The 22,662-nt window shown below is 44.5% G+C and carries 18 protein-coding genes; 10 read left to right on the top strand and 8 right to left on the bottom strand.

Features of this window, described 5'->3' with window-relative positions; genetic code table 11:
* The first annotated feature begins 115 nt into the window (after nucleotides 1-115).
* The 6 genes from pflA to R7Q41_RS03520 all read left to right on the top strand — a co-directional run bounded on the left by pflA (nucleotide 116) and on the right by R7Q41_RS03520 (nucleotide 7,631).
* Entirely contained in the window at nucleotides 116-856 is a 741-nt protein-coding gene (gene pflA, locus R7Q41_RS03545) for a pyruvate formate lyase 1-activating protein (RefSeq protein ID WP_005378444.1), read from the top strand.
* A 154-nt stretch (nucleotides 857-1,010) separates the two neighbouring features.
* Complete coding sequence (locus tag R7Q41_RS03540; RefSeq protein ID WP_005378445.1) at nucleotides 1,011-1,676, top strand: energy-coupling factor ABC transporter permease; 666 nt, start codon at nucleotides 1,011-1,013, stop codon at nucleotides 1,674-1,676.
* A 136-nt stretch (nucleotides 1,677-1,812) separates the two neighbouring features.
* Nucleotides 1,813-2,313, top strand: coding sequence for a YfbU family protein (locus tag R7Q41_RS03535; RefSeq protein ID WP_005378446.1), 501 nt, complete (start codon nucleotides 1,813-1,815; stop codon nucleotides 2,311-2,313).
* A gap of 493 nt (nucleotides 2,314-2,806) precedes the next feature.
* Nucleotides 2,807-4,741, top strand: a complete 1,935-nt coding sequence (locus R7Q41_RS03530; RefSeq protein ID WP_005378447.1) for a PrkA family serine protein kinase — start codon at nucleotides 2,807-2,809, stop codon at nucleotides 4,739-4,741.
* Nucleotides 4,742-4,788: 47 nt separating this feature from the next.
* Nucleotides 4,789-6,060: a YeaH/YhbH family protein gene (locus tag R7Q41_RS03525; protein ID WP_065274295.1), complete on the top strand. Its 1,272-nt coding sequence runs from the start codon at nucleotides 4,789-4,791 to the stop codon at nucleotides 6,058-6,060.
* 11 nt (nucleotides 6,061-6,071) lie between these two features.
* Entirely contained in the window at nucleotides 6,072-7,631 is a 1,560-nt protein-coding gene (locus tag R7Q41_RS03520; protein ID WP_005378449.1) for a SpoVR family protein, read from the top strand.
* 79 nt (nucleotides 7,632-7,710) lie between these two features.
* Here R7Q41_RS03520 and kdsB read toward each other — a convergent pair whose 3' ends face one another.
* From kdsB to R7Q41_RS03495, 5 genes are read right to left on the bottom strand one after another with little or no spacing between them, the layout of a single operon-like run.
* Nucleotides 7,711-8,466 carry a 3-deoxy-manno-octulosonate cytidylyltransferase gene (kdsB, locus tag R7Q41_RS03515; protein WP_318144361.1) on the bottom strand — a complete coding sequence of 252 codons (756 nt, stop codon included), beginning with the start codon at nucleotides 8,464-8,466 and terminating at the stop codon, nucleotides 7,711-7,713.
* Complete coding sequence (locus R7Q41_RS03510; RefSeq protein ID WP_005378451.1) at nucleotides 8,466-8,645, bottom strand: Trm112 family protein; 180 nt, start codon at nucleotides 8,643-8,645, stop codon at nucleotides 8,466-8,468. The genes kdsB and R7Q41_RS03510 overlap by 1 nt, the downstream gene beginning before the upstream one ends.
* Complete coding sequence (gene lpxK / locus R7Q41_RS03505; protein WP_017634739.1) at nucleotides 8,626-9,633, bottom strand: tetraacyldisaccharide 4'-kinase; 1,008 nt, start codon at nucleotides 9,631-9,633, stop codon at nucleotides 8,626-8,628. The genes R7Q41_RS03510 and lpxK overlap by 20 nt, the downstream gene beginning before the upstream one ends.
* Before the next feature lie 5 nt (nucleotides 9,634-9,638).
* Nucleotides 9,639-11,387 (bottom strand): lipid A ABC transporter ATP-binding protein/permease MsbA, encoded by a 1,749-nt coding sequence (gene msbA, locus R7Q41_RS03500; protein ID WP_042522131.1) that lies wholly within the window; start codon nucleotides 11,385-11,387, stop codon nucleotides 9,639-9,641.
* Between the two features lie 31 nt (nucleotides 11,388-11,418).
* Complete coding sequence (locus tag R7Q41_RS03495; protein ID WP_318144360.1) at nucleotides 11,419-13,674, bottom strand: DNA internalization-related competence protein ComEC/Rec2; 2,256 nt, start codon at nucleotides 13,672-13,674, stop codon at nucleotides 11,419-11,421.
* An 8-nt stretch (nucleotides 13,675-13,682) separates the two neighbouring features.
* Between R7Q41_RS03495 and R7Q41_RS03490 the strand changes: the two genes are divergently transcribed.
* The gene (locus R7Q41_RS03490; protein WP_006742150.1) at nucleotides 13,683-14,192 is read left to right on the top strand and encodes a DUF2062 domain-containing protein; all 510 of its coding nucleotides are present in this window, start codon (nucleotides 13,683-13,685) and stop codon (nucleotides 14,190-14,192) included.
* Between the two features lie 148 nt (nucleotides 14,193-14,340).
* Here R7Q41_RS03490 and lolE read toward each other — a convergent pair whose 3' ends face one another.
* The 3 genes from lolE to lolC are packed head-to-tail and all read right to left on the bottom strand — an operon-like array spanning nucleotide 14,341 to nucleotide 17,496.
* Entirely contained in the window at nucleotides 14,341-15,585 is a 1,245-nt protein-coding gene (lolE, locus tag R7Q41_RS03485; protein WP_318144359.1) for a lipoprotein-releasing ABC transporter permease subunit LolE, read from the bottom strand.
* 2 nt (nucleotides 15,586-15,587) lie between these two features.
* Nucleotides 15,588-16,295, bottom strand: coding sequence for a lipoprotein-releasing ABC transporter ATP-binding protein LolD (gene lolD, locus R7Q41_RS03480; RefSeq protein WP_005378457.1), 708 nt, complete (start codon nucleotides 16,293-16,295; stop codon nucleotides 15,588-15,590).
* On the bottom strand, nucleotides 16,288-17,496 hold the full coding sequence (lolC, locus tag R7Q41_RS03475) for a lipoprotein-releasing ABC transporter permease subunit LolC (protein WP_047100867.1): 1,209 nt from the start codon (nucleotides 17,494-17,496) through the stop codon (nucleotides 16,288-16,290). The genes lolD and lolC overlap by 8 nt, the downstream gene beginning before the upstream one ends.
* A 249-nt stretch (nucleotides 17,497-17,745) precedes the next feature.
* On the opposite strand from lolC, the gene R7Q41_RS03470 reads away from it, so the two are divergent.
* The 3 genes from R7Q41_RS03470 to R7Q41_RS03460 are packed head-to-tail and all read left to right on the top strand — an operon-like array spanning nucleotide 17,746 to nucleotide 22,557.
* On the top strand, nucleotides 17,746-18,315 hold the full coding sequence (locus R7Q41_RS03470; protein WP_017634743.1) for a hypothetical protein: 570 nt from the start codon (nucleotides 17,746-17,748) through the stop codon (nucleotides 18,313-18,315).
* A 5-nt stretch (nucleotides 18,316-18,320) separates the two neighbouring features.
* Nucleotides 18,321-21,782: a transcription-repair coupling factor gene (gene mfd / locus R7Q41_RS03465; RefSeq protein WP_047100870.1), complete on the top strand. Its 3,462-nt coding sequence runs from the start codon at nucleotides 18,321-18,323 to the stop codon at nucleotides 21,780-21,782.
* A gap of 7 nt (nucleotides 21,783-21,789) precedes the next feature.
* A complete protein-coding gene (locus R7Q41_RS03460) occupies nucleotides 21,790-22,557 on the top strand; it encodes a peptidoglycan binding protein CsiV (protein WP_258658694.1) in 768 nt (255 codons plus the stop codon).
* The last annotated feature ends 105 nt before the right edge of the window (nucleotides 22,558-22,662 follow it).

The raw sequence follows: 22,662 nt of genomic DNA, 5'->3' as shown, positions 1-22,662 counted from the left end.
GCTCCATCTATTTTCTTTCTTCAAATAACCTTGCCTTTAGTACCGACAAAGCTGTTTTAACCCTGCTTTTTGTAATAAAATAACAGCTAGAATTTACTAGTAATGAGAGCAAAAGATGTCAACAGCTGGTCGTATTCACTCATTTGAGTCATGTGGTACCGTAGACGGACCTGGTATTCGATTTATCGTCTTCTTGCAAGGTTGTTTAATGCGGTGTAAGTATTGCCATAACCGCGATACTTGGGACACGCATGATGGCAAAGAAGTCACGGTTGAAGAAATCATTTCCGAAGCGAAAAGTTACCGCCACTTCATGAATGCATCAGGTGGTGGCGTTACTTGTTCTGGCGGCGAAGCGATGCTTCAACCGGAATTCGTACGTGATTTTTTCCGCGCTGCTAAAGCCGAAGGCATTCATACATGTCTAGATACTAACGGTTATGTTCGTAAGCACACTGATGTTATCGATGAAGTACTGGATGCAACAGACTTAGTCATGCTTGACATCAAACACATGAAAGACGAAGTGCACCAAGATCTCATCGGTGTATCCAACCGACGCACATTGGACTTTGCTCGTTACTTACAAAAAATCGGAAAGAAAACATGGATTCGCTATGTCGTCGTGCCTGGTTACACAGATGACCCAGAAGCAGCACACATGCTTGGTGAATTTATTAAAGACATGGATAACATCGAAAAGGTCGAGTTACTTCCTTACCACAAATTAGGGGCTCATAAGTGGGAAGCGTTAGGCTTAGAATACCCACTCGAAGGCGTAAACCCGCCACCGAAAGAAACCATGGATGAAATTCAATCCATTCTTGCTCAATACAACGATAACGTAAAATACTAAGTGAACCGCAAGACTAACCTCTTTAAAATACCAGCTTATTGCTGGTATTTTTTTGATTATATCTAAGCCTTATCAGTGAGTTTCTCTGCGGTCATTTAGGTAGAAAAAGAACGATAGAAATGATTGCGTCATGTTCGCATAGGAAGGAAGTAACATGGATTTGTTTAACTTAGGCTCTCTTGTTGTCTCAATTTGGATAGTAGTAGTCTACTGCCTACCAGATTGGAAAAAAGTCGTTTGGCCCAAACTGGAAAAAGAGAAAGGATTTCAGCACCTCGTTTTTGCAACGCTCTTCTTTTTCAGTATTTTATGGACAGCTCAAGCAGGTGTAAAAGAAGGATTACAGATTCATTTTCTTGCACTAACAACGCTGACGATGATGTATGGTTGGCGTATGGCATTTCTACTCAGTATCCCTGCAATGCTGGTCAACCACCTACTACATGATGTGTCCTTGCTACTCTTACCCACGTCGTTAGTTCTATCTGCCCTAATTCCGATTTTCATTAGTTACTTAGTGTTTCTTCTGAGTTACCACTACTTGCCACGAAACATTTTTGTTTTCATCTTCGTTGCTGGATTTTTCAATGGCGCGATAACAGGAAGTCTGCACCTCATCATTAACTCTTTTTATCACCTATCAGTTGGTCACTACGATTGGGAAACCATTCAACATAACTACTTTGTTTTTGTGCCGTTGCTCGCCTTTCCAGAAGGTCTATTAAATGGTATGGCACTGGCGGTTTTAACCGTATTCAAGCCAGAGTGGCTGAGAGTATTTTCAGACCGAGACTACATATACAATCATTACCATAAATAAGTGTTTTCAAACTGGTCAAAAGTGACAGTTCTTGCCATTTTTTAGTATTAAATATGTGTTGAGATCATGTTTCACTCATGTCTTAAGCGTTAACCTAAGCACATTAAAAATGTATTAGATATCTAGTGAGGTCACCATGGAAATGTCAAACGCTCAACGTTTGATTCTATCAAACCAATACAACCTTATGTCTCAACTTGATCCAAGTAATGCGGCCAAATACAAACGCTTACAAACGATCGTTGAACGTGGTTATGAACTACAAATGCGAGAGTTGAACAAAGATTTCGGCTGCCTCTCAGAAGCAGAGTGTCGTGAGATCATCGACGTTATGGAGATGTATCATGCGATGCAAGAGTCTTACAACATGCTAGACGATGAAGATCGCAGCAACGTGGATCAACGTCGCTTGAAGTTCTTGGGATTTGATATCGCTTCAGAAGCGCAACAAGTACATTACGTACGTTTTCTCATCGATTCTGAAGGTTTGTACCCTCAGTTTGACAAGGCAGATCATCACTTTAACAGCCAAATGCCGATGCTAGATAAATACCGCCGTATGCTGCAAACTTGGCGTAACTGCCCTCGTCAGTATCATTTATGTGAAAACGAACTAGCGCAAATCTTCAGCGCATAAAATGGTCATCTAAGAATGAGGAGAGCGCCCGCTCTCCTTGTTATTTACCCTGTCACAAACTTATCTAAGACTTTGCTCTCTTCCTACCTCTTTCACTTACCTTGCTCAATGTAGAACAACGAATCACTGAGACTCTTCTGTCTTTGCCAAATATTTGATTTCTATTGCACCTATTCACGACATAAATTCGTCCTTAATAAAAGAGTGATTCAAATGTCACTTTTACAATAAATTCATAATTGTTAAGCAAAATTGCAAATCCCCGACTAGGCTTAAGTAGAGAAAGGCTGTGATTGAAAAATTCATATCCACCGCTCACCGTTGTAACGAAAAAACCGTCCATAAAGCAAAGTCTTTGGTGTCGCCAATCTTACATTCTGTACGAACCAAATGTGATAACAGGACGTATATTCAAACAACAACGAGCATAACTGTTGGTGGAAAGCCTGAATCAACGTTCGTCGGTAGACTGACTATTAAAGGGGAAAGCGACATGAGTATTTTCGACCACTATCAATCAAGATATGAAGCTGCAAAAGATGAAGAGATGTCGTTACAGGAGTTTTTAGCCCTGTGTAAAGATGACAAAAGCGCTTATGCTAATGCAGCAGAACGCCTACTGATGGCGATTGGTGAACCAGAGATAATCGATACGGCAAAGGATCCGAGACTAAGCCGAATCTTCTCGAATCGTGTTATCTCTCGTTATGAAACCTTTAAAGACTTTTATGGCATGGAAGATGCCATAGAACAAATTGTGTCTTACCTAAAACATGCGGCGCAAGGCCTAGAAGAGCGTAAGCAGATTCTTTACCTACTCGGCCCTGTAGGTGGCGGTAAGTCTTCGCTTGCAGAAAAGCTTAAGGCTCTGATGGAACAGATGCCTATTTATGTTCTTACTGCTAACGGCGAACGCAGCCCAGTGAATGACCATCCATTCTGCCTATTCAAAGCCACAGAAGATGGCGATATTTTGAAAAAAGAATATGGCATTGAGCACCGTTATCTTCGCTCGATCATGTCTCCTTGGGCCGCTAAACGTCTTCACGAGTTTGGTGGTGATATCACCAAATTTAAAGTAGTGAAAGTACGCCCTTCTATCCTTGACCAAATCGGTATTGCCAAAACTGAACCAGGCGATGAAAACAACCAAGATATCTCATCATTGGTTGGTAAAGTCGATATTCGTAAGCTTGAACACTATTCGCAAGACGATCCAGACGCTTACAGCTACTCCGGTGCGCTGTGTAAAGCAAACCAAGGTTTAATGGAATTCGTTGAGATGTTCAAAGCACCAATCAAAGTGCTTCACCCGCTGTTAACAGCAACGCAAGAAGGCAACTTCAACGGTACAGAAGGCCTTTCTGCGATTCCATTCGACGGTATGATTCTGGCTCACTCAAACGAATCTGAGTGGCAGACCTTCCGTAACAACAAGAACAATGAAGCGTTCTTGGACCGTGTTTATATTGTGAAAGTACCTTACTGTCTACGTGTTTCAGAAGAAGTCAAAATCTACCAAAAACTTCTTGAAAACAGTGAGTTGTCTCAAGCCCCTTGTTCACCAAGCACGCTCGAGACTCTGGCACAATTCAGTATTCTTTCTAGACTTAAAGAGCCTGAGAACTCGTCCATCTTCTCTAAGATGCGCGTATACGACGGTGAAACGCTGAAAGATACGGATCCAAAGGCAAAAAGCTATCAAGAGTATCGTGATTATGCTGGTGTCGATGAAGGCATGAACGGTCTTTCAACACGTTTTGCCTTTAAGATTTTGTCACGCGTATTTAACTTCGACCAAACCGAAGTGGCAGCCAACCCTGTACATCTATTCTATGTGATTGAACAACAGGTTGAGCGCGAACAGTTCCCTGCTGAAACAGCAGAGAAATATCTCGAGTTCTTAAAAGGCTACCTAGTACCTCGATACGTTGAATTTATCGGTAAAGAGATTCAGACCGCTTATCTTGAGTCTTACTCTGAGTACGGCCAAAACATCTTCGACCGATATGTCACCTATGCAGACTTCTGGATTCAAGACCAAGAGTACCGAGATCCAGAAACTGGTCAGCTATTTGATCGCTCTTCACTGAATGCTGAGCTAGAAAAGATCGAAAAAACAGCTGGTATTTCTAACCCGAAAGATTTCCGAAACGAAATCGTCAACTTTGTGCTTCGTGCGAAAGCGAATAACAATGGTCAAAACCCGGTTTGGACCAGCTACGAAAAACTGCGCACAGTAATCGAGAAGAAAATGTTCTCCAATACCGAAGAGCTACTTCCGGTTATCTCATTTAATGCGAAAACCTCTTCTGAAGATCAGAAGAAGCACGACGACTTTGTCGCTCGCATGATGGAAAAAGGCTATACCGAGAAACAGGTTCGCCTACTTTCTGAGTGGTACCTACGAGTACGTAAGTCATCCTAACCCAGTATTGAGTTAGGTCGCTTGTGAAACATGAAGAGGGCTATTTCATGGCGCAATTTATAGACCGAAGGCTCAATGGCAAGAACAAGAGCGCTGTTAATCGACAGCGCTTCTTGAAGCGCCACAAAGAGCAAATAAAAGAGTCGGTAGCAGACGCAGTGAATCGACGCTCGATTACGAATACGGAAACGGGCGAAGACGTCTCTATCCCTCACAAAGACATCAATGAGCCTATATTTCATCAAGGCAAAGGTGGTGTTCGCGAACGAGTTCATCCCGGTAACGACCAATTCATTACTGGTGATAAAATTGAGCGTCCCAAAGGTGGCGGTCAGGGTAGCGGCTCTGGAGAAGGGAACGCCAGTCCAGATGGAGAAGGCCAAGACGAATTTGTATTCCAAATATCAAAAGATGAGTACCTCGATATTTTGTTCGAAGATCTCGAGCTGCCTAATCTAGAAAAAAACCAAATTGCCAAAATCACTGAATGGAAAACACACCGTGCAGGCTTTCAAACTGCCGGTATCCCTTCCAATATTGCCGTAGTACGTTCTCTGCAACAATCTCTTGCGCGCCGTACTGCAATGACTGCTGGTAAGAAACGACTTCTTAAAGAGTTAGAAGACGAGCTTGCTCGCATCAAAAATATTGAACCTGCTCAGCAGTTTGAAGAGAACCGCTTGAAGGCTGAAATTGAAGAACTGCGCAAGAAAATCGAAAGCGTGCCGTTCATCGATACCTTCGACTTACGCTTCAAGAACTATGAGAAACGCCCTGTACCATCGAGCCAAGCGGTCATGTTCTGTCTAATGGACGTATCCGGTTCTATGGATCAGGCAACGAAAGACATCGCAAAACGCTTCTATGTTCTTTTGTACTTGTTCTTAACTCGTACCTACGAGAATGTCGAAGTCGTCTTTATCCGCCACCATACCCAAGCGAAGGAAGTGGACGAGCACGAATTTTTCTACTCACAAGAAACCGGGGGTACCATTGTATCTAGCGCGCTCAAGTTAATGGATGAAATAGTAAAAGAGCGATACCCGATTGGTCAGTGGAACATATATGCAGCTCAAGCATCCGACGGTGACAACTGGGCAGATGATTCGCCAAGATGCCGGGATCTGTTAGTGAACAAATTACTTCCAAACTGTCAGTATTACTCTTACATAGAGATCACGCGGCGCTCGCACCAAACTCTATGGCATGAGTACGAAAAACTCACTGGAGAGTTTCCTAATTTCGCAATGAAAAACATTCGCTCTGTGGAGGATATTTTCCCAGTCTTTCGTGAACTATTCCAAAAAGAAACGGCGTAAGGAGGCTAGCGATGAATACCGCAACGAGAAACCTCTCAGGAGAGGCGCCTAAGAAGCGTAACAGTAAAGTGTTGCCAGATGGACCAGATTGGACATTTGAGCTGTTAGAGCGATACCACAAAGAAATTAAGCGTGTCGCGGAGCATTATCGCCTAGACACTTACCCTAACCAAATAGAAGTGATTACTTCAGAACAGATGATGGATGCCTACTCAAGTATCGGCATGCCAATCAATTACAACCACTGGTCATTTGGTAAAAAATTCATTCAAACAGAGCAGAACTATAAACATGGTCAAATGGGGTTAGCCTACGAGATTGTGATTAACTCCGACCCTTGTATTGCTTATTTGATGGAAGAAAATACGGTAACAATGCAAGCACTCGTGATAGCGCACGCGTGTTACGGCCATAACTCTTTTTTCAAAGGTAACTACCTATTCCAAACGTGGACTGACGCCAGTTCTATTATCGACTATCTGCTGTTCGCCAAAAAGTACTTAGCCGAATGTGAAGAACGATATGGCGTAAAAGAAGTGGAAAAGCTGCTCGACTCTTGTCACGCGTTAATGAACTTTGGTGTAGACCGCTACAAGCGTCCAGAGAAAATCTCAATTACAGAGGAAAAAGCAAGACAAGAAGAACGCGAAGCATACCTACAATCTCAAGTTAATGAGCTTTGGCGCACCGTACCGACAGCCAAGACGAAAGAGGAAGACATTAAAGAGCGATTCCCAAGCGAGCCTCAGGAAAACTTGCTCTACTTCTTCGAAAAACATGCGCCGTTGCTAGAGCCGTGGCAGCGTGAAGTTGTTCGGATCGTCCGTAAGATCAGTCAGTATTTTTATCCGCAAAAACAAACGCAAGTCATGAATGAAGGCTGGGCAACGTTCTGGCACTACACCATACTCAACCATCTTTATGATGAGGGCTTGGTGTCTGAAAAGTTCATTCTAGAGTTCTTACATAGCCACACCAGTGTCGTGGCTCAGCCGCCTTATAACAGTCCTTACTTTAATGGCATTAACCCCTACGCGTTAGGCTTTGCCATGTTCCGAGATATTAAGCGTATCTGTGAAGAACCAACTGATGAGGACAAAGAGTGGTTTCCAGACTTGGCAGGAACCGACTGGTTAGATGCAGTGCATTTCGCGATGCATAATTTCAAAGATGAAAGCTTTATTAGCCAATACCTTTCTCCGAAATTAATGCGTGATTTCAAGCTGTTTGCGATAAACGATGATGATCATAAGAACTTTATTGAAGTCGCTGCGATACACGATGAGATGGGTTATAAACGCATTAGAGAAACCTTAGCTGCTCAGTATAACTTATCTAATCTTGAGCCAAACATTCAGGTGTTTAATGTCGATGTCCGTGGTGATCGCTCACTTACGTTGCAGTACGTTCCTCACAACCGCATCCCACTTGATGATAGTTACGAAGAAGTTCTAAAGCACGTGTACCGATTATGGGGCTTTGATGTCATTCTCCAAGAAGTGAAAGACACCGGTCACCGAGAGGTGTTAGCAACCTGCCCTAAACGGAACCAATACGACACTAACATTTAACTAATACCTCGATACAAGTAAAACAAAAAGGCTCCTAATTCAGGAGCCTTGTTTATTCTTAAATCTATATGAGCATTTGTTACGCTTGCTTTGCAACAATCGCGCGCACGGCTTCTAGGTCTTCGGGCGTATCAACCCCTGCCGCTGGTGCTTCTTTCGCTACCGCCACATGAATTTTTTCACCGTACCAAAGCACTCGCAGTTGCTCAAGACACTCAATCTGCTCTAATGCACTTGGTGCCCAGTTGACATACGTATTAATGAAACCAGCTCGATAAGCATAAATACCAATATGACGCATTAATGGGTTGGCAATAGTTTTGTCTTGTTTAGCAAAGTTATCGCGATCCCAAGGGATGGTTGCTCGACTAAAGTACAACGCATAGCCTTGCTCATCTGCGACAACTTTAACAGCGTTCGGGTTGAACACTTCCTCTTCCGAGTCTATTTCTATAGCTAACGTCGCCATCGGGGCTTCACACCCAGATAAGTTATCAGCAACCTGACGAATGATGGACGGCGGAATCAAAGGCTCATCCCCTTGCACATTAACAATAATGTGGTCTGACGGAATAGCCATCTTTTCAACAACTTCGGCAAGACGCTCCGTACCTGATTCGTGGTGGGGAGAGGTCATACAAACTTTACCACCAAATGACGAAACCGCTTTCGCAACACGCTCGTCATCAGTTGCAACGATGACATCTTCCGCACCCGCTTGTAGCGCTTGTTCATAAACCCACTGAACCATAGGCTTACCACCAATATCCGCTAGCGGTTTACCAGGCAAACGGCTCGATGCGTAGCGCGAAGGGATGACAACCGTAAAAGACATTAGCGTCCCTCATCCATGCTCATAGTGCGAGCTTCAGGCTCTAGCAGAACTGGAATACCCTCTTTGATCGGGTAAGCAAGGCGATCCAATTTGCAGATCAACTCTTGATTATCTTTATCGTACGTCAGCTTACCTTTGCAAACAGGGCAAGCTACAATCTCAAGTAGACGGTGATCCATAAGCCGCTTTAACCTCTTTTATTCTATTTAAAATTTGCTCTGCATCGTTTGACTCAAACTGGGCAGATACAGGCAGATACCACCAATTATCTTGCGCATAATGGCTGCACTTGACGGCATCTTTCTCGGTCATAATCACATTGGTCCCTTGTTGAGCCAATGCTTCTAATTCTTGTTGATCAAAGTCTTGATGGTCAGCAAAACCTTTTGTGACTTTAACATTTGCGTTCATCGAGTTTAGTGTATGAAAAAAACGCGGAGGATGCCCAATGCCCGCAAATGCGACGAGATCTTTCAACTCCGAGACATCCACATGTTGCTTAGTCTTAAGATTAATAGCTTTAGAGGGTGCTAAAGCCATTGCGATTTCGCCCGTATGCGCTTGACCGCCATTGGTGATGATAAAGTCGACTTCTTTAAGTCGCTCAATACCTTCACGTAAAGGACCTAATGGAATCAGGCTTTCATTCCCAAACCGGCGATTCCCATCCACAATCACTAACTCAATATCACGGCCTAACGCATAATGTTGTAATCCATCATCCGTAATTATGATATCCACATCCAAATCTAGCAGTGCTTTCACTGCATTTGAACGCACAGGATCTACCGCAACAGGTGCTCCTGTACGGCGATGAATCAACTTAGGTTCATCGCCACAATGCTTCGCTGGCGTATCTTCTTTTAGCACTAACGGATAGGCAGGAGCCTTTGCCCCATAACCACGAGAAACAACCCCCGGCTTAAAGCCCATTTGCTGTAGTTGCTCAACAAGCCACACAACAACTGGTGTTTTACCATTGCCACCAGCAGTGATATTGCCAACCACAACAACAGGTATAGGCGCATTATAAGCTTGCTTGCGGCCAGTTTGGTATTGCTTTCGCTTTGACTTGCTTATCGCTCCAAATAATAAACTCAGTGGCCACAAAAGCGGCCACAAGAGATATTTTATTGGATGGCTTTCAAACCAGATTTTTTCAATCACCGCGCTTATTCACCAAACTGAATACGGTGCAATTGTGCATACGCACCATTTTTCTCAATAAGCTCAGCGTGGTTGCCACGTTCAATGATGGCACCATCATCAACCACAAGAATTTCATCGGCTTTCTCGATTGTGGATAAGCGGTGCGCTATTACAAGTACCGTTTTGTCTTTTTGCAGCTCATCAAGTGCAGCTTGAATAGCTCGCTCGGATTCGGTATCCAAAGCCGAAGTTGCCTCATCAAGAATCAGCACTGGAGCATCACGCAATAGAGCTCGCGCAATCGCAACACGTTGGCGTTGACCACCAGACAAGCTAGCACCATTTTCACCAATCATGGTATCAAGTCCATCATCCATTTTGCCGATGAACTCCATCGCATGCGCGAGTGTTGCCGCTTTCTCGATATCACTGCGCTCGTATTGACCATCCGTTGCGTACGCAATATTGTTTGCTATCGTGTCATTAAACAAATGAACATTTTGCGATACTAGTGCAAATTGCTGACGTAAATTCTTTAGCTCGTAATCACGAATATCATGCCCATCTAATGTGATAGATCCACTGTCAACATCATAGAAGCGGTTGAACAAGTTCGCGATGGTACTTTTACCTGAGCCAGAACGGCCAACTAGCGCCACCGTTTTTCCTCTTGGAATATCGAAGCTGACATTTTCCAATGCTGGTTTTTCTGCACCAGTGTAAGTAAAGCTTACGTTTTTAACTGAAACATCGCCATTTGCGCGTTCAACTGTCAACTTACCTTCGTTTTTCTCAGGCTCGAGGTCAATTAACGCGAAGAGCGTTTGGCTCGCGGCCATACCACGTTGGAACTGAGAAGTAACGTTAGTCAGCGCTTTAAGTGGGCGCATCAGACCAAACATTGCAGAGAACACAACAGTAAATGTACCTGGAGTCAGTTGCTCTTTAATCGAATCAATACTTGCTAAATAAAGAACGGCAACAATTGCAAGTGATGCAATCATTTGGATGATAGGGTTAGCCGCCGCTTGAGCCGTCACCAACTTCATGCTTTGTTGACGCATTTGGTTGCTGACTTTTTCAAATCGTTTACGTTCGATGTCTTGGCCGCCATAGCTCAACACAACTTTATGGCCTTTCAGCATCTGCTCTGCTGATGCAGTTACGTTACCCATCATGGTCTGCATATTTTTGGATATTTTTCTAAAACGTTTAGAAACAACACCAATACCCCATGCTACAACGGGAGCAACAGCAAACAGCACTAGCGACAATTGCCAGCTGTTGTAAAACATCAAAACTAACAGACCAATGATACTTGCACCTTCACGGACAATGCTCACCAACGCTTGGCTAGTTGCCGCTGACACTTGCTCTGAGTCGTAGGTTATACGCGACAATAAATTGCCCGTCTTTTCCTTATCAAAGTAAGACACTGGCATATGCATAAAGTGATTGAACACCATGCGACGGACTTGCATAACTACGTTGCCAGATACCCAGCTCAAACAGTAGGTGGAGACAAATCCACTTATGCCACGGATGAACATCATGGCAAAAATAATCAATGGAAGCGTGCGTAAAAAATCAGATTCAGCGTTCCCAAAACCTTCATCGAGTAGTGGTTTTAGCAGGGAAATCATATAGGTATCTGATATGGCATTAATAACTAATGCAATGACTGCAACGACAAGACCTGACTTATAAAGGCGAATAAATTGCCATAGACGCTTAAACGTCTGCCAAGTCGTTTCATCAGTATTTATCGACATAGAAGTGCTTTATTTTCTTACATTAAGACTCTCATTCTACTCCCTTACGCAGCATCTGCCTATACCAAGGCTCAAATGTATCGCTACGTTTGGTTTCTGAGCGCCAATTATCACGGTGAATAAAGAAGCTTACCTGACCACCCTCACCAGTATCAAGCCAAGTAATGCCAAGCTTTCGGTATGAAGCAACGACATTTTCCGCTGGCATTCCCCATCGATTGTTTTTTGCTAAAGAAGCAACCGCCACACTCGGGCTCACCGCCTCGATAAATCGAGGATTCGATGAACTTTTGCTCCCGTGATGAGGGACTAGCATCACATCGCTTTGTAACTTTCCGGGTTCTCTAAGCAAAATCCACTCGCTAATGGCCTCAATATCACCAGTAAAAAGCATACTAAAGTTAGAAATAGGGTCAGTAAGTCGTAATACACAGGAGTGCGGATTATACGCACGTTGAACAAGTGCAGGAGGCCAGAGCACTTCCATGTTTAATCCTTGCCATTTCCATTGGTCGCCTCTAGTGCAAGGCTCATATTCGATAAAGAATTGACTACTAAGTTTACGCTGTGGAGAAAAGGCATCTTCAATGAAAAAGCGGCCGCCTGCGTGATCATTATCGGAATGGCTTAGAATCAGTGTATCTATGCTTTCATAACCTCGTTGATGCAAAACCGGAGTGACGACCTGCTCTGCGATACTGCCGCTTTGCCATGCTTTACCAGTGTCATACAGCAACACCTTGTCGTCTTTTTCTACAACCACTGCAAGGCCATGACCTACATCTAATACATCGATACGCCAATGCGGTTCATACTCCGCTGCAAACTTGATACTAATAACGATGCCGAGTAACAAATACCACGCGTACTGAGACATGAACCGTTGAAATATTAAGCAAACCACTATCACCATAACCAGCATTGTCATTTCCATGCTAATGGGTTGCCAAGAACCTACTGCGTACTGTATTGACGTGCTCAATGGCTGTAATGACCAGTCCACCAAATGCCACAGAGGCTTCGCTATCATTTCAAGAAACAAAGATGAGAACAGGGCTAGAAACATCAAAGGTACAACGATAAATCCGAACCAAGGAATAAATACCAAGTTGTAGGCTATTGAGGACAAACTAAAACCGGAGAAGAAATGGCCACTAACAGGTACGATTAAAGCGCTCAACATCAATTGAGTAAGCAATAACGCTTTTAATCGCGCTTTCCAACCTCCCCTTTGATGTCGAATCAAATTAATTGCGAACAATACCGCACAAACGGAGAGGTACGATAACCAAAAGCTCATACTGTAGGATGCAAAAGGTTGGACAAGCAGTTGTAGAGATACTGCAAGCAAAAGAACTCGCCAAGAAGTCCAGTGCACCAGAGTATACTTCAGGAGAACGTAAACAACGCATACCGACACTGCTCGCGTAGTAGGCAGAGAGAAATCCGCTAACCAAGCGTAGGCAACAGCGAAGATCAGCCCATATAAGCTAGGTAACAACTGGTATTGGGGTAATAGATAACGAACGGTACCGCCCACGACTAGCCCAAAAGTAAACGCCATACCAATATGTAAACCAGAAATGGAGACCAAATGCAGTAAACCACTGTCCCTGAGCGCTTGCCAATCTTCCTTAGACAACCAAGAACGGTCAGCAAAAACTAACGCACTTATTAACGAGAAATGATGAAGGGAAGACACATCATCAGCGACATCGGCAATAATGGATTGACGCAGAGATACATTAGAACGAACAATCCACTTAGCATCTTTGTTAACAACCGCTCGGGCGATAATATTTTTACCCATCGCGTGCTTTTCAGCATCAAAGCCAGCTTCGTTGCGTAGACCTGTAATCGGCTTTAACGAGATGGATGTCGTAAACTCACTGTTAACATCGAGTGGAAAAGGCGTAATAAGACGGATTTTAGGTTTAAGAAAAGGTAACAGAGTTTGAGAATTTACCGCTTCTATAGCGACAATACCTTCATAACCGTGACTTATTTGCGTAAAAGGGCTGTCAACTTTACCAATTATGGTAATATTCTCCCCTGCTTGAAAAAGGGCTTGTCTCTGAGACTCCAATACATTGCCGTGGACGATGACAACCATAAAGCCCGCAATTGCGCCTATGCTAATTAAGCCACGACGTAATTTGATTATTGAGCCAGTGGTTATTATTCCCAGCAGCAACCAACGCCAATCTGGTATTGTCGGCCACCAAGCTGACGAGATTACGCTCGCTACAAATAACGCCAAGGTCCAACTTTTTTCTGAGAGAGTCATGCTGTCCTATGCCTAGAAAGCTGATAAAACGCTTCATGCCAGATCATGAATTGATCAAACGCCAAAAAGCATTGAAGGTCTTCGGCAATGTGTTGTACAACCCAAACTTGTGGTGCTTAAACCGCCGCTCGGCATCCGGGGCTTTTGCTGTCGGGTTATTTATGGCATTTGTTCCGCTACCAAGCCAAATGATCATGGCTGCAGGTTTGGCAATCATGCTTGGCGTCAATTTACCTCTCTCCGTCGCTTTGGTATGGATAAGCAACCCTATCACCATGCCTGTGTTATTTTATTTTGCGTATAAGCTTGGCGCTTTAGTGATGCATGTTCCTCCGCAACCTTTCCACTTTGAACTTTCGTGGGAATTCATCATGCAACAGATGAGCACTATTGGCCCTCCATTCTTATTAGGCTGTGCTATCTGTGGTGTCATATCCGCGATTATTGGCTACTTCGGCATTAGAGGACTTTGGCGCTACTCAGTGGTTCGGAGCTGGCAAAAACGCAAAATAAGATAAGACGTTACTGCATAAAAATCAGCATTTGCGCTATCAGTTGAGGGGCACCTAACAGTTAGAATGAAACACGATGTCGCTCAAGTTGGATAAATACAAAAAAGGACCGAATTCGGTCCTTTTTGCTTTTCTCGTATTGTAAAACGGTTGGTTATTTAGAACTCAGCACCGCTGCTGGATTTAACTTCGCGGCGCGAGAAGCGGGATACCACGTTGCAAGCAAACTCAAAACGATCGCCGTCACCGACACCAATGCTACGTCTGGCCAGTGTAACTGTGATGGTAAGAAGTCGACGAAGTAAATATCACCCGATAAAAACTGATGACCGATTAAGCTCTCTAACCCTTTAATTAACGGAGTCAGGTTTAACGCCACTAAGACACCAATAACACTGCCGACGAGACTGCCAAATACACCAGAGAACACGCCTTGCCAAGCAAAGATACGTTTGATTAGGCTATCTTTTGCTCCCATTGTTCGCAAAATTGCAATTTCTGCGGCTCGATCTTTCACTGCCATCATCAGCGTAGACACAATGTTAAAACACGCCACACCAATCACCAGTACCATCACCAAGTACATAATGGTGCGTACGAGCTGAATATCGCGATACAAAAAACCAAACTTTTGCTGCCAGCTTTTCAAATACACGTAAACATCCACCATGCTACCTACCTCACGAACAATAGAAGGCGCATTGAGAACATCGTCAGTTTTTAGTGAAATGCCAGTAACCCCTTCCCCTAACCTTGCGTATTGCTGAGCATCCGCTAATGGCACTAACGCTAAAGAATGGTCTATTTGGCCATTCAACGTTAAGAACCCAGACACCTTCACCCGCACACGCTTAGGAGCCTGCACTTTGTTTGCGCCGCCGGTTTGCGGAATCATCAACGTAATGTAATCCCCCACGGCGACATTTAGCTCATTTGCGACACCTCGGCCTAAGATCACTTGCTTCTGACCGGCATAAAAGTTTTGCCAAGCTTCTTGGTCAATAAAATTCGATAAGCTCGACACCGCTTGCTCGAAAGTAGGCTCTACGCCACGAACTTCTATCGCTTTTAGCTTACTGCCTTTTTCTGCTAACCCCGTAAAACGAACGTACGGCGCTGCCGCAACAACATCTTCATGGTTTAGGGCTTGATTCATCGTTTTGGTGTAGTTATGAAGCGGACCATTAACGCCTTCCAACTCACCGTGTGGAATAACTGACAACACACGCGATTGCAGCTCGCGCTCAAAGCCATTCATTGCAGAAAGACCGATAATGATCACGGCTACACCAACCGCAATGCCAATCGTTGAAGAAAGCGAAATGAAAGACACCATCTTGTTGCGCTTTTTCGCTCGACTGAAGCGACCACCAATCATCAATGCTAAAGATGAAAACAAAATTAGCCCTCCGCAGACGCAGTATCAGTCACAAAACGATCTACGAGCAAACCATCTTGCATGTGCATTTGACGATCCATTTTCGCTGCCAGCTCTTTGTCATGCGTGACAACCAAAAATGCAATGTTTGACTCTTTATTGAGCTCGCGCATCAAATCATAGATAGACAGTGCCGTATTGTGATCTAAGTTCCCCGTAGGTTCATCGGCCAAAACCAGATCAGGCTTATTCACCAATGCACGCGCAATCGCAACACGTTGACGCTCACCGCCCGATAACTCAGAAGGCCTGTGTTGCATCCGATGACTCAAACCAACTTTATCTAACAACGCTTTAGCCGCCTGTTTTGCATCCGCTACTTTAGCGCCGCCAATCATCAGTGGCATCGCCACGTTTTCAAGCGCAGTAAAATCAGCTAACAAGTGATGGAACTGGTATACAAAACCAAGGTGCTTGTTGCGTAAAGCCGCCTGTTTATTCGAACTTAAAGCCGATAGGTTTTGCCCTAGAAAATCAACTTCACCATGAGTTGCGTCATCTAACGCCCCTAAAATATGCAATAAGGTACTTTTTCCCGAACCAGAAGAGCCAACAATAGAAACCAACTCCCCTTTATCGATATCGAAACTTACGCCTTTCAACACTTCCGTATCTAACGACCCCTCTCGGTAGACTTTACGAATATCACGACATTCTAATAGCTTATTCATAGCGAAGTGCCTCAGCAGGTTTAACAGAAGATGCTCGATAAGAAGGATAAAGCGTAGCAGCGAGGCTAAGAGCAATCGCCAACACCACCACTAAAAGAATTTGCAGTGAATCAATCAAGATGGGTAGATGACCACCAAAGCTGAATAGCGCCACACCAGCAGATTCAAGAATCGCATTTAGATTAAGTGACAAGATCACGCCCGCAGCGCCACCAACAATCGCGCCAATTACACCACTGCTTGCACCTTGCACCATGAAAATGGTCATCACTTGAGATTGAGTCATGCCTTGAGTTTTCAATATTGCAACTTCTGATTGCTTCTCCATTACCACCATGATTAAAGCGGAGATAATATTGAATGCAGCGACACCCACAATTAGACCTAGCATAAGTCCCATCATGTTCTTTTCCATTTTCACCGCTTGGAAAAGCTCACCACGCTGTTCGCGCCAATCACTCCATTCCCATCCATCAGGCATGGGTTGGTCAGCAAAATCCGTTACCATAAATGGGTCAGAGAAAAAGACACGCCAACCAGAAACCGTGTCTTTAGGGAAACGCATCAGCTTAGATGCATCCGTCATGTTCACAATCATTAATTGACCATCAACGTCCGATCCCGTATTGAAAATGCCTGAGACAGTGAAGTTTCGCTGGCTAGGAATACGACCAAGTGGGGTAAACTGCGTCGCGTTGGTCACCATCAAGCGTACTTTATCCCCGATTGAGACCTTTAGTGAACGTGCCAAACTGTGACCCAAAAATACATTGTAGTCACCTGCTTGAAGTGACGATAATCGTCCGGCAATCAAATGGTTGCTAATCGGATCGCCTTTCTTAGGTTCAATACCGATGAGGTAACCAGCCGTCAGCTGTGCAGAACTCTGAATAACAGCCTCTCCTCTAACGATAGGTTCCGGCTCGGATTCACTCGACATCGCTTGAACAAATGGAGGGGCAGACTCGGTCATAGGCGTTTTTCCATCGTGTTGCGAAACAACCGCATGAGGTAGCACACCTAAAATGCGTTCTTTTAACTGCGATTCAAACCCGTTCATCACAGAAAGAGCCGTCACCAACGCCATTACACCGATCGTAATACCCGCCGTCGACATATAAGAAACAAATCGGCTGAACCTATCTCCAGAGCGTCCCCGAAGATACCTTAAGCCAATAAACAATGAGATAGGATGATACATATAAGACAAACCAACTGGTTGTTTTGATATAAAGCTTTAGCGGATTATCTTACCTTACTCTTCTCATTAAGAAGACAAGAGAATCGCTAAATTTGTCAACGACATGCAATAAGTCTGTATTTAGGGCAAAAAGTTCAAGGACAAATCGGCTAAACTTGATAACTTCATTCAGTTAGCGATAATCAGTGCCCTATTTCTCTTTGTTTGTTGAGTGAGCAAGGAGCGCTCACTGGCAAAAGGATCGACTATATGACAGAGCAAGAATACTTTACCGTCCATCATAACCTCACCATCAACGTCGAAACGTTGAGTGCGGACTTTGCTTTGCCAGATGAAGAAACATTTGCCTCCGAAATTCCAGCACCATTTATTGTCGCCAGTGAATTTAGTCACTTAGATATGTTGGCAGACAACGCGCGTCTAGAGCTGAAAAACAAAGAGTTAAAGCATGTGATCAACTTGCTTGATACGCAAAACGCGAAACTTAACCTCTTGTTGAGCTTTATGCTTTCACAACAAGATGACGCCTCCATTCGCTATCAAACGACGCAGTTTGGTGCTAGTCAACTCAGTTTCCGCTCAGATACAGCGTTAACTACTCAACAACTCGTTCGTGTTAAACTGTTCCTCGATCACCCTGCTGCGGCGATTTACTGTTACGCTCAAGTAGAAGAATGTGATGCTTCAGAGCAAGATTTCATTATCACGCTTAGATACAAGATGCTCCGAGAATCTGATCAAGATTTACTGATAAAGGCGGCACTGTATCAACAACAAAAACTTTTACGTCAGCGCTCGATGGAGCGAGATAAAAAATAATTCCTATGACAAAAGCAACGATTCTTTCCGTCACCAACCCTTCAGAGCGTGGCGACAAAAAACAGCTAGGTAATTTGCCGGGCGCAGCTCTACCTCTAGCCATTGCAGAGCTAGCCAAGCAGCATTCGAGTCACTCGCTACTCGTTGTGCCTGACCCGCAAATCGCTTTAAAGCTTCAGGCAGAGATTGAGCAATTCACCGACCAAACGGTAAGCCTATTCCCCGACTGGGAAACGCTGCCTTACGATAACTTTTCTCCGCATCAAGAAATCATCTCTGAACGTATCGCACGCCTATACCAACTGCCAAGTCAACGTGATGGCATAACCATCGTCCCGGTCAGTACAGTATTGCAACGCCAATCGCCACGTGATTTTTTGTTGCAACACACTTTAATGGTGAAAACTGGTGATCGAATCTCGCTAGAGAAGTTACGTGTACAACTTGAAAATTCAGGCTACCGCCATGTAGATCAAGTATTTGGGCCAGGTGAATATGCAAGTCGTGGGTCTATTCTGGATCTCTTTCCTATGGGCAGCAATGACCCGTACCGCATCGACTTCTTTGATGATGAAATAGATACCATTCGCACGTTTGATCCAGAGAACCAACGCTCTATCGACGATATTCAGCAAATCCAATTGCTGCCTGCACATGAGTTCCCAACCACTAAAGAAGCGATTGAAGATTTCCGTACACGTTGGCGCACCCAGTTCGACGCACGCCGCGAGCCTGAATCAATCTACATGCAAGTGACCAAAGGCACGTGGCCCGCTGGTATTGAGTATTGGCAGCCGCTGTTTTTTGACCATACCGAGACTTTATTTGAATATTTGCCAGAAGACTCTCAAGTCATCACATATGGTGATATCGAATCTGCGGTCGATACTTTCTTAACCGATGTCGAATATCGATACGACCAGAAAAAAGTTGATCCGCTGCGTCCTCTTTTGACTCCTGAACAGCTTTGGTTGAAAAAAGACGAACTTTTCAGTCAACTAAAACAGCTCCCTATCGCTCAATTGAGCCTAGATAAAGTGGTTAAGCGTGCCGGTCGTCAAAACCTACCCGTACAATCGTTAGCCGAGCTTGGCGTTCAGCAACAAAATAAAGAGCCGCTCTCGCGCCTTCGTCAGTTTAGTGAGCAATTCAGCGGAAAAATCGTTTTCTCGGTAGAGTCAGAAGGTCGTCGTGAAGCACTAACGGAGCTGTTGCAAGGCATCAAAGTTCGGCCGGTCGTACATGGCTCACTTTACCAAGCTCTAGACTCGGGTGATCGATTCAGCTTGATCTTAGGCGCAGCAGAGCATGGTTTCATTCACGAAGAGCTGAACTTCGCTCTGATCTGTGAAAGTGATCTACTCGGTGACCGTGTTCTCCAGCGACGCCGCAAAGATAAAAAAGCCGTCAACAGTGACACCGTTATTCGCCATCTTGCGGAACTAAAACCCGGTCAACCTGTGGTTCATATTGATCACGGTATTGGCCGCTACATCGGTTTACAAACACTTGAAGCCGGTGGCATGAAAACGGAATACGTCACCCTTGAGTATCAAAACGATGCCAAGCTCTACGTGCCAGTTTCATCACTGAATCTTATCAGCCGTTATTCTGGCGGCGCTGAAGAGAGTGCGCCACTGCATAAATTAGGTGGTGAAGCGTGGGCAAAAGCACGTCGTAAAGCGGCAGAAAAAGTGCGTGATGTCGCAGCAGAATTGCTGGATGTGTATGCTAAACGAGAATTAAAACCTGGCTTCAAATTTGAGCTAGATCGTGGGCAATACGCAACATTTAAAGCAACATTCCCGTTTGAAGAAACAGATGACCAAGCGATGGCCATCAATGCCGTATTGTCAGACATGTGCCAGGCAAAAGCGATGGATCGCTTAGTGTGTGGTGACGTGGGCTTTGGTAAAACGGAAGTCGCTATGCGCGCAGCATTTGTCGCAACGGATAATAGTAAACAGGTCGCCGTACTCGTACCAACAACCTTGCTTGCTCAGCAGCATTTCGAAAACTTCCGTGACCGTTTTGCCAACTTACCAATCCGAGTTGAAGTACTGTCTCGTTTTAAATCTGCCAAAGAACAAAAAGTCATTTTGCAAGACGTTGCCGATGGTAAAGTCGATATTGTCGTTGGTACGCATAAGCTGCTTTCGAGCGACATTAAATTCAAAGATTTAGGTTTGTTGATCGTTGATGAGGAACACCGCTTTGGGGTTCGTCAAAAAGAAAAGGTCAAAGCAATGCGTGCGGATGTGGACATTCTTACCCTCACCGCAACACCAATTCCACGCACACTGAATATGGCAATGAGTGGCATGCGAGACCTGTCGATCATCGCGACACCTCCTGCACGCCGTTTAGCCATTAAAACCTTTGTTCGACAAAAAGAAGAGCCAGTGGTCCGTGAAGCGGTACTGCGTGAAATTATGCGTGGTGGTCAGGTTTACTTCCTGCACAATCAGGTTGAAACCATTGAAAAAACGGCAGAAGACTTACAGAAACTCATCCCAGAGGCACGTATTACCGTGGCTCATGGTCAAATGCGCGAGCGCGAACTTGAGCGAATCATGAATGACTTCTACCATCAGCGCTTTAATGTGTTGGTGTGTACAACCATCATCGAAACCGGTATCGACGTACCAACGGCGAATACCATAATCATGGATCGTGCGGACAATCTTGGCTTGGCGCAGTTGCATCAATTACGTGGCCGTGTTGGACGTTCGCACCATCAAGCCTATGCTTACTTATTAACGCCACATCCAAAAGCCATGACCAAAGATGCCATCAAGCGTCTTGATGCGATTGCTTCACTGGAAGACTTAGGTGCTGGCTTTACGTTAGCAACCCACGATTTAGAAATCCGTGGTGCTGGTGAGCTGCTTGGTGATGAGCAAAGTGGGCAAATTCAATCCGTTGGTTTTACACTTTATATGGAAATGCTGGAACAAGCAGTGCAAGCATTAAAAGAAGGCAAGGAGCCATCTTTGGATGAGCTGCTTCGTGAGCAAACTGAAGTGGAAATGCGAATCCCAGCGCTCTTACCAGATGATTACATTCCGGATGTAAACACACGACTGTCGATGTACAAACGCATTGCGAGTGTCACAAGCAGTGATGAACTATCAGAGCTAAAAGTGGAACTGATTGATCGCTTTGGTTTGCTTCCAGACGCAACAAAGAACTTACTTGCCGTCTCAGAATTGAAAATTTCGGCTGGTAGTTTAAAAGCGAAAAAGATAGAAGCCCATGATAAAGGGGGATTTATCGAGTTTTACCCTGATGCTGACATAAATCCAGCGTATTTAGTTAAACTGCTGCAATCACAGCCGCAAAAATTTGCAATGGAAGGTCCAACTAAGTTCAAGTTTAGCGTACCATTGGTGGACCGACGTAAACGCATTCAGTTTGTTCAAGACTTACTGAATGATTTTAAACAGAATTTATTACCAACGAGCTAATAGTCGAATGAGAATACTGATCCCGTTATTGCTTCTATGTGTCTCAATGCCCTCTTGGGCACAGCGCCAATTTGATATTGAAGTGATCATTTTCAAGCGAGCAGTCGACGCTGAAAGCACAACAGAATCTTGGCCGAATCAACTGCCAAAAATCGATATGGAAAATGTCGGTAGCCTAGAGAGTGAATCCTACCGCCGCTCTAAAGGCGTGACACTTTTGCCAAGTTCTTCTTTCCGTCTCAACGCGCAAGAAGCGGCACTAAATAATCATGCCGGCTTTAAAGTGCTTAAACACGTAGCCTGGCGTCAAGGTGACCGAGGTAAATCTAGCGCCCCAATTTTCCGCATCGTTGGCGGGCGAGATTTCTCTGATTCTTATCAAGCAGATGGCCGCCCAATCAATGGCAATCAAACATTTTCCAGCGACGGTTACAGTGAAGAGACGGTCAATGGCCCTTTATATGAACTAGATGGTCGATTCCAAATATACGTACAGCATTACCTCTTCGCCGAAACAACACTAGATCTGCGCGAACCAAGTGTTAGAGAGGTGCGTTTTGAACCAACCTCAACAGAGCAATTGGCGGATGACTTAGGTGAAGTAGATGGTAACGTCCAAGTCGGTAACTTGGCAGAAATATCGCCGACAATAACCGAAGAGAAATTCCTGAAGAGTTATCGAATGGATCAAAAACGTCGTATGCGTAGCAGCGAGACTCATTACCTAGATAACCCGTTGATGGGTATGATCATTCAAGTTCGTCGGGTTCGATAAGCACGAGCAGTTCGACAAAGCGCAGCAAAGCTGCGCTTTGTTTTTATCTGCTATACCTCAGTTATTCCTAACCAACGCAGAGCAAGGAAAATAGCTGCGTTCAAG

This window comes from Vibrio sp. 2096 (assembly GCF_033339595.1).
In the GTDB taxonomy this organism is placed as follows: Bacteria; Pseudomonadota; Gammaproteobacteria; order Enterobacterales; family Vibrionaceae; genus Vibrio; species Vibrio alginolyticus.
Note: the sequence above shows the minus strand (reverse complement) of the source record. Positions and strands in the feature narration are given on the sequence as shown.

Bases quoted from the DNA above. Each gene is read 5' to 3' on its own strand.
- R7Q41_RS03510 (WP_005378451.1), bottom strand. From the start codon at position 8,645: ATGGATCACCGTCTACTTGAGATTGTAGCTTGCCCTGTTTGCAAAGGT.
- lolC (WP_047100867.1), bottom strand. From the start codon at position 17,496: ATGTATCATCCTATCTCATTGTTTATTGGCTTAAGGTATCTTCGGGGA.
- R7Q41_RS03470 (WP_017634743.1), top strand. From the start codon at position 17,746: ATGACAGAGCAAGAATACTTTACCGTCCATCATAACCTCACCATCAAC.
- R7Q41_RS03495 (WP_318144360.1), bottom strand. From the start codon at position 13,674: ATGACTCTCTCAGAAAAAAGTTGGACCTTGGCGTTATTTGTAGCGAGC.
- R7Q41_RS03525 (WP_065274295.1), top strand. From the start codon at position 4,789: ATGGCGCAATTTATAGACCGAAGGCTCAATGGCAAGAACAAGAGCGCT.
- msbA (WP_042522131.1), bottom strand. From the start codon at position 11,387: ATGTCGATAAATACTGATGAAACGACTTGGCAGACGTTTAAGCGTCTA.
- R7Q41_RS03530 (WP_005378447.1), top strand. From the start codon at position 2,807: ATGAGTATTTTCGACCACTATCAATCAAGATATGAAGCTGCAAAAGAT.
- kdsB (WP_318144361.1), bottom strand. From the start codon at position 8,466: ATGTCTTTTACGGTTGTCATCCCTTCGCGCTACGCATCGAGCCGTTTG.
- pflA (WP_005378444.1), top strand. From the start codon at position 116: ATGTCAACAGCTGGTCGTATTCACTCATTTGAGTCATGTGGTACCGTA.
- R7Q41_RS03460 (WP_258658694.1), top strand. From the start codon at position 21,790: ATGAGAATACTGATCCCGTTATTGCTTCTATGTGTCTCAATGCCCTCT.
- R7Q41_RS03540 (WP_005378445.1), top strand. From the start codon at position 1,011: ATGGATTTGTTTAACTTAGGCTCTCTTGTTGTCTCAATTTGGATAGTA.
- R7Q41_RS03520 (WP_005378449.1), top strand. From the start codon at position 6,072: ATGAATACCGCAACGAGAAACCTCTCAGGAGAGGCGCCTAAGAAGCGT.
- lolD (WP_005378457.1), bottom strand. From the start codon at position 16,295: ATGAATAAGCTATTAGAATGTCGTGATATTCGTAAAGTCTACCGAGAG.
- R7Q41_RS03535 (WP_005378446.1), top strand. From the start codon at position 1,813: ATGGAAATGTCAAACGCTCAACGTTTGATTCTATCAAACCAATACAAC.
- R7Q41_RS03490 (WP_006742150.1), top strand. From the start codon at position 13,683: ATGCCTAGAAAGCTGATAAAACGCTTCATGCCAGATCATGAATTGATC.
- mfd (WP_047100870.1), top strand. From the start codon at position 18,321: ATGACAAAAGCAACGATTCTTTCCGTCACCAACCCTTCAGAGCGTGGC.